At 42.8% G+C, this 7,118-nt stretch carries 7 protein-coding genes; 4 read left to right on the top strand and 3 right to left on the bottom strand.

Features of this window, described 5'->3' with window-relative positions:
• The first annotated feature begins 555 nt into the window (after window positions 1-555).
• Window positions 556-963, top strand: coding sequence for an H-NS family nucleoid-associated regulatory protein (locus tag R7Z77_RS23390; RefSeq protein WP_005378185.1), 408 nt, complete (start codon window positions 556-558; stop codon window positions 961-963).
• Window positions 964-1,090: 127 nt separating this feature from the next.
• On the opposite strand, the gene R7Z77_RS23385 is transcribed toward R7Z77_RS23390, so the two are convergent.
• Window positions 1,091-2,395 carry an inosine/guanosine kinase gene (locus tag R7Z77_RS23385; RefSeq protein WP_005378187.1) on the bottom strand — a complete coding sequence of 435 codons (1,305 nt, stop codon included), beginning with the start codon at window positions 2,393-2,395 and terminating at the stop codon, window positions 1,091-1,093.
• A gap of 117 nt (window positions 2,396-2,512) precedes the next feature.
• Window positions 2,513-2,782, bottom strand: coding sequence for a hypothetical protein (locus R7Z77_RS23380; RefSeq protein ID WP_054729125.1), 270 nt, complete (start codon window positions 2,780-2,782; stop codon window positions 2,513-2,515).
• Between the two features lie 188 nt (window positions 2,783-2,970).
• Between R7Z77_RS23380 and mnmA the strand changes: the two genes are divergently transcribed.
• From mnmA to purB, 3 genes are all read left to right on the top strand, one after another.
• A complete protein-coding gene (gene mnmA, locus R7Z77_RS23375) occupies window positions 2,971-4,095 on the top strand; it encodes a tRNA 2-thiouridine(34) synthase MnmA (protein ID WP_054576398.1) in 1,125 nt (374 codons plus the stop codon).
• A gap of 10 nt (window positions 4,096-4,105) precedes the next feature.
• Complete coding sequence (gene hflD / locus R7Z77_RS23370) at window positions 4,106-4,723, top strand: high frequency lysogenization protein HflD (protein ID WP_005378194.1); 618 nt, start codon at window positions 4,106-4,108, stop codon at window positions 4,721-4,723.
• Between the two features lie 153 nt (window positions 4,724-4,876).
• Window positions 4,877-6,247, top strand: coding sequence for an adenylosuccinate lyase (gene purB / locus R7Z77_RS23365; RefSeq protein WP_005378198.1), 1,371 nt, complete (start codon window positions 4,877-4,879; stop codon window positions 6,245-6,247).
• A gap of 133 nt (window positions 6,248-6,380) precedes the next feature.
• Here purB and R7Z77_RS23360 read toward each other — a convergent pair whose 3' ends face one another.
• Complete coding sequence (locus tag R7Z77_RS23360) at window positions 6,381-6,914, bottom strand: DUF3833 domain-containing protein (protein ID WP_005378200.1); 534 nt, start codon at window positions 6,912-6,914, stop codon at window positions 6,381-6,383.
• Window positions 6,915-7,118: the final 204 nt, after the last annotated feature.

Raw genomic sequence — 7,118 nt, 5'->3', positions numbered from 1 at the left:
AGCCAGCAATTGTATTTAAAGAAATGGCATTGGCTGCTTGATATTAGCGAGTGTCGCACTTCGCAGTTGAATTCGGGAACTAAATTAAACAAATAAATAATGGCTGAGATAATTTATAAACCTTGCCTACTTCCATAAGTTTTGTGCAACTGAAATCACATCAATCATGTTATTTATGAAACATTATTACTACCTTAGAAATATCATGGTTTATCTTATATCAATAAATTAAGGATATATGACACACCATTAAAGATGGATGCTTCATATTTTTAAGTAATAACTCAAATTTTTTTATAAAAAACCAAGCTGTCACTCTCTCTATACAATAATGATTGTTGATTTTAGTTCTCATCTAATAATGATTTATTTCGAGTGTAATAATATTAATTGCTTTAAAAAATAGTCAAATTTAAACAAAATCTTGATTTAGCATTTGCACATAAGGAAAAGATAAAGTTAAATATAAGGACTCTTTGTTTATTTATAGATTGGCATTATTTAATCGTAACGATAAAAAGTGCCCAACACATTAACCTTTTAATAGGAATCGTTATGTCAGAGCTGACTAAAACCCTTCTAAATATCCGTAGCCTTCGTGCATTTTCTCGTGAGCTGACTCTAGAACAATTGGAAGAAGCTCTAGATAAACTCACTACTGTCGTAGATGAGCGTCGTGAAGCAGAAGAAGCAGAACGCGCAGCACAAGCAGAGCAAGAAGCTAAGCTTGCAGAGATTGCTGAGAAAATCGCTCAAGACGGTATTGACGTGGAAGCACTTATTACTGCGCTATCTGGCGAAACTAAGACGAAAGGCAAAGCGAAGCGCGCACCTCGCCCTGCTAAATACAAATACACAGATTCAAACGGTAATGAGAAAACTTGGACTGGCCAAGGTCGTACACCTTCGGCGATTCAAGAGCAACTTGATGCAGGTAAATCTCTGGATGAGTTCCTAATCTAGATCCGTGCTATTTTTAAAAGGCTCCCATAGGGAGCCTTTTTTATTTAAACCATTACAAATAAAAAAGGCACATTTCTTAATGTGCCTTTTACTTTAGTTACAGAATAGTTAATTAAACCGCTTCGTATTAACGTTCCCAGTATGCTTCTTCTAGGCTATCTTCTCGCTCAGGAAGTCCGCGCGACAATCGTGGTGAATGTTGCACGAGAACTTCGTAGCTAGCACGGTTTGCGTATTTGCAGACTTGAGAAAAAGAAGAGTAAGTTAAATACTCGTTACTGTGCTTGCTTGAATTAGGCACATTTTCTTTATGGTATTTATTTGCTGCCATATCATGAAGAACAGCAGATAACGCGGCATCACCTGCGCCATTTGTATTCTTAATTTTTTCTGGGCCACCCATATATGGCGAGATATGCGAGTACACTTTTATTGGCGTCTCGCATGAGTCTTTTTTCGCCGGACGACTGAATTCATAACGATTAAATTCAGCAATTGACCCTGGAAGTAATGGCAAAGAAGTTTCGCGCTTCGCGCTATCTTCCGTATACCCAGCCATAAATAGACCTACAGGACCCGCCGTGCACAATACTAGATCAGCCCACTCCAATGTTTTATCAGACGCAGCAAGTGGATCAGATTCCCCCGTCAGAGCTTCTGCTTCATCTTCATTCATCGCAACGACAGAAACGTTATCTCGAATGAATTCTTGCCAATATTTAGGATCATCTTGAATAACAAACTTTGTGCCTAAAGTCAGAACAACAGGCACATCATTCTTTTTCGCGTACTCAATCGCTTTCATTGTTGCTTCCGGCATTGGGTCGCCGTCTTTGCAACGTACTAGATATGACGTCAGTACAAGTGCTGATGCATTTTTAAAGATTTTCTCTGGAATGCTATCAGGATGGAGTTGGTTCATTTGCCCTTCGCTGATAGCAAAAGTACGTTCACCGTCTTCTGTGATAAGAGCAAAACAACGGCCAATTGCACCATCTACACCTTGTAGGTAGTTCAAATCCATGCGGCTTGATGTATTACAAAGATAACGGTAACCGTAGCTGCCAATCTTAATATCCTGGCTCATCACTCCAAGTAGTGTGGAGCGATCATCCGCTAGCACGGAGTAGTTATGTAGCGTGTTACCAATTGTACCGCCCGCATACTCATTGGTAATCAAGTTCTCTTCTTTCAGTTGCTGGTATAACTCTTCTGCTCTTTCGTCATCGATAACCAGAGAGTGACCTTTACTCAGACCGTACTTTTCAATCACATCCGTTGTAACTTTTGCTTCAATATCAACCAAGGTTTGGTCAATACCAATGATGTGAGTGCGCGTCATCTTCTTGCTTTCTTGTGCTTGGCTCACCAGCGGGTCACGAGCATGAACAGGAAAATAGTGCTTCGATTTGCGTTGTCCAGGAAATTTCATATTGTCAGTCTGAGTAAGGGGATGAAAAGGAGAGCGGATTCTATACCGCTAATAATAAAGCAGCAATAAAAGCGATTATAGCAAACGTTTGCTGACTACTTTTTTCTTTTAGGTGGCTTATTCACCTTCCATAAAGCTGAGATCTGGTAGTTGCTCAAGGTTCTCGCTATAACGCTTTAGGTTGAACTCACCCTCATTCTTCATTACATCAAAAATCTCAATTGACATCGCACATGCCATCATCGCAACCGCATCTTCACGTGGTGTGCCAGTCATCATTAAACGCATAAGGGTTTCTTTTACTTTAAGCGGGTTACCATCTTCGAGCTGATTTTCAACAATTTCAATCAACTCACTTTCTTGCATAAATTGGTTTTCTTCTGTCATTTGATGTTTCCTCTTGGATTTTGGCCAACTATGCCATATATACCTCTTCTATACTTGCGAAATTACTCGTTCGAATCTTTGTTGAAGAAAAATCCAGCGAAACGAATTGTGATTTCGATCTCGGATCTGTCACCGGTCTGTGGATTCTGATAGAATCTGCATCCCGTTTATTTAAGTGGTGTTTAGTAATGTCTGATAACAGCCAAAAGAAAGTCATCGTCGGTATGTCCGGCGGCGTTGATTCATCTGTTTCCGCGTATCTTCTAAAGCAGCAAGGCTACCAAGTAGAAGGCCTTTTCATGAAGAACTGGGAAGAAGATGACAACGAAGAATATTGTACAGCGGCAGAAGATCTTGCTGACGCTCAGGCAGTATGTGACAAGCTAGGCATCCACCTACACACTATCAACTTTGCTGCCGAATACTGGGATAACGTATTTGAGTACTTCCTTGCTGAATACAAAGCGGGCCGTACTCCGAACCCTGACATTCTTTGTAACAAAGAAATCAAGTTCAAAGCATTCCTAGAATTCGCTGATGAAGTACTTGATGCTGATTACATTGCAATGGGCCACTATGTGCGTCGCTCTTTCCCAGAAAACGGTGAAAAAACACAAATGTTACGTGGTCTAGATGGCAACAAAGATCAAAGCTACTTCCTGTACACATTAAGCAACGAGCAAATCGCACGTAGCCTATTCCCTGTTGGTGACCTAGAGAAGCCAGAAGTACGCCGCATCGCGGAAGAGCAAGATCTAATCACGGCGAAGAAGAAAGACTCTACGGGTATTTGTTTCATCGGCGAACGCAAGTTTACTGAATTCCTAGGTCGCTACCTTCCAGCTCAACCAGGCAACATCGAAACACCTGAAGGCGAAGTGATTGGTCAACATCAAGGCCTGATGTACCACACGCTTGGTCAGCGTAAAGGTCTACACATCGGTGGCCGTAAAGGCGGCGGTGGTAACGAGGACCCATGGTTCGTTGGTGAGAAAGATCTAGAACGTAACGTTTTGATTGCCGTTCAAGGTAAAGACCATCCAATGTTAAAATCAGAAGGTCTACTTGCATCACAACTTCACTGGGTAGATCGTGAGCCAATTCGCGATGTTATGAAGTGCACAGTGAAAACTCGTTACCGTCAGGAAGATATTCCTTGTACAATCATCCCTATCGATGATGAAAACATTAAAGTTATCTTTGACGAGCCACAAATTGCTGTAACTCCAGGTCAATCAGCAGTGTTCTACAAAGGTGACGTGTGCCTAGGTGGCGGCATCATCGAGCAACGCATTAAATATTCTCAAGCTTAGGAGTCGTTACGTGGCGAATACACTTTATGACCGTACTATCGCTTTCGCTGGGATTTGCCAAGCTGTTGCTTTAGTTCAACAGGTAGCGAGAAACGGACATTGTGATCAAGATGCTTTTGAAACATCAATCAACGCTATTTTGAGCACGAACCCTGCTAACACAGTTGGCGTATTCGGTCGCGAAGCCGATCTAAAGCTCGGCCTAGAATGCTTGGTTAAAGGGATTGATAGCACACCATCAGGCAGTGAAATTACTCGTTACATTATTAGTTTAATGGCGTTAGAACGTAAGTTAAGCTCTCGTAACGATGCTATGTCTCAGCTTGGCGATCGTATTCAAATGGCCAAGCGTCAGTCAGAGCACTTTGAGCTACTAGACGATCAAATGATCAGCAATTTAGCGAGCATCTATCTGGATGTCGTTAGCCCTATTGGCCCACGCATTCAAGTAACGGGCACGCCATCTGTACTGCAGCAGACGGCAAGCCAACACAAAGTTCGTGCGCTGTTGTTATCTGGCATTCGTAGTGCAGTTCTTTGGCGTCAAGTTGGTGGTAAGCGTCGCCACCTAATCTTCGGGCGCAAGAAGATGGTAGAGCAAGCACAAATCCTTCTTGCTCGTCTGTAGTAAAATATCAAATAAGCAGCTCGCGTTTATCGCGAGCTCATTTTTTTCGACTAAAACAAATCTCGCGCAAACGTTTGCGCAATATTCGTGACAATTGCCACAGTTATTGGTATAAAGCTCACGAAATTTAGAAACCCAATTCAGGAGAACATCATGGAACTGTCAGCATTGACTGCTGTTTCACCAGTAGACGGCCGTTACGGAAGCAAGACAATTGCGTTACGCGAAATTTTCAGTGAATACGGTCTACTAAAGTACCGTACTATCGTTGAAATCCGCTGGCTACAAAAGCTTGCTGCTACTGCTGAAATTGCAGAAGTGCCAGCGTTTAGCGCAGAAGCAAACCAATTCCTAGACGACCTTGCTGCAAACTTCTCTGAAGAAGATGCACGCCGTATCAAAGAGATCGAGCGTACAACTAACCACGACGTAAAAGCGGTTGAGTACTTCCTAAAAGAGAAAGTAGCAGACGTTCCTGAACTGCACGCAGTAAACGAGTTCTTCCACTTCGCATGTACTTCTGAAGACATCAACAACACATCACACGCTCTAATGCTTAAAGAAGCGCGTGAGAACGTGATTCTTCCAGAAATCCGTAACCTGATCGACGCTATCAAAGCACTAGCAGTGGAATACCGCGACATTCCTCTTCTATCTCGTACACACGGTCAGCCTGCTTCTCCATCTACTATGGGTAAAGAAATGGCAAACGTGGCGTACCGTATGGAGCGTCAATTCAAGCAAATCGAAAACGTTGAGATCCTAGCGAAAATCAACGGTGCAGTAGGTAACTACAACGCACACCTTTCTGCTTACCCAGAGCTAGATTGGCACAAGTTCTCTGAAGAGTTCATCACAGAGTCTCTAGGCGTAACTTGGAACCCTTACACAACTCAAATCGAACCGCACGATTACATCGCTGAGCTGTTCGACGCTATCGCTCGTTTCAACACTATCCTGATTGACTTCGACCGTGACGTTTGGGGTTACATTGCACTAGGCCACTTCAAGCAAAAAACTATTGCTGGTGAGATCGGTTCTTCAACAATGCCTCACAAAGTTAACCCAATCGACTTTGAAAACTCAGAAGGTAACCTAGGTCTTGCGAACGCTGTATTCGGCCACCTAGCACAGAAACTGCCTATCTCTCGTTGGCAGCGTGACCTAACTGACTCAACAGTTCTACGTAACCTTGGTGTTGGTGTTGGCTACGCAATCATCGCTTACACTTCTACGCTTAAAGGCATCAGCAAGCTAGAAGTAAACCGTGAAGCGCTTCTTGCTGAACTAGACAAGAACTGGGAAGTACTAGCAGAGCCAGTACAAACGGTAATGCGTCGTTACGGCATCGAGAAGCCATACGAGAAGCTAAAAGAGCTAACTCGTGGTAAGCGTGTTGACGGCGAAGCAATGCGTAACTTCATCGACGGTCTTGAGCTTCCTGAGCACGAGAAAGCACGTCTGAAAGAGATGACGCCAGCGAACTATATCGGTCAAGCAATCGAGCTGACAGATAAGCTGTAATCCTCCTGTAACGACCAGATACCTAAAAGGTTGACGCGAAAGCGTCAACCTTTTTTAGTTAGGAGAGTTCGGTCGGGAGAAAATAATTTTAGTTATATGGAATGGATTATTAATTGAAGATCAGCCCCATTTGTTATGGCTGCTTTTGGAAGAACAAGGTTATTGTTCCTACTTCCACACCAAACTTTTTTATTTTCGTTAGATTGAAAACGTGTCTGTCATCCTGACGATAAAGCCAATCATCAAAAGCAACCGTCACTGATGAATCCTCCATTTGTAGCTCAAAGTCATATTGCCACTGTAGCGCATTGCCCTGCTCTTCCCCTGTTGCTACACCTATAATATCGTCTGCCTTACCTTCATAACTACCGTCTTCTAATCTAGTGATAACCCAAATTCGCTGGTCCACCTCTCCGTCATCAAACACGAAGTCTTCCACCAGCGTCAGCGTATCACCTTCTACAGTACCCACTATATCGACTTCAAAGCGACGGGTTTGCTGTTCGGTATAATCTTGCACCATCCCCCACGCCTTTATGTCGCCTTCGAAATAACCGAATACGTCAAAAGTCGGTGTAGAAGAGCGGTAATTATCAATGTCTGCGGAACATGCCGAAAGAAAAACAGCTGCCACTAAAGTCGCTGATTTAAAAATTCGTTTAAGCACTATCTAACCTGCCCTATCAATTGTTTTCGGAGTTTCGGAAATTCTGTGTTGGGTGATAACCATATAGCTAAAAATGCATCGTTCATTCGTTCGTCTTCAATGATGCCAACGTTCTTTACTTGCACGTGGCTTTGTTGCGTAATTCGGACAGAAAACCAAGTCGTCCGAAATTGAATAATTATTAAACAATATACTGAGTTTCAG

The sequence above is a fragment of the Vibrio sp. 1401 genome (assembly GCF_033340295.1).
The sequence above is the reverse complement of the archived record's forward strand: the minus strand, read 5'-3'. Positions and strand labels throughout refer to the sequence as shown.

What these genes read in the sequence shown, in the direction of transcription:
- R7Z77_RS23380 (WP_054729125.1), bottom strand. Translation starts at nt 2,782, where the DNA reads ATGACAGAAGAAAACCAATTTATGCAAGAAAGTGAGTTGATTGAAATT.
- R7Z77_RS23385 (WP_005378187.1), bottom strand. Translation starts at nt 2,395, where the DNA reads ATGAAATTTCCTGGACAACGCAAATCGAAGCACTATTTTCCTGTTCAT.
- purB (WP_005378198.1), top strand. Translation starts at nt 4,877, where the DNA reads ATGGAACTGTCAGCATTGACTGCTGTTTCACCAGTAGACGGCCGTTAC.
- mnmA (WP_054576398.1), top strand. Translation starts at nt 2,971, where the DNA reads ATGTCTGATAACAGCCAAAAGAAAGTCATCGTCGGTATGTCCGGCGGC.
- R7Z77_RS23390 (WP_005378185.1), top strand. Translation starts at nt 556, where the DNA reads ATGTCAGAGCTGACTAAAACCCTTCTAAATATCCGTAGCCTTCGTGCA.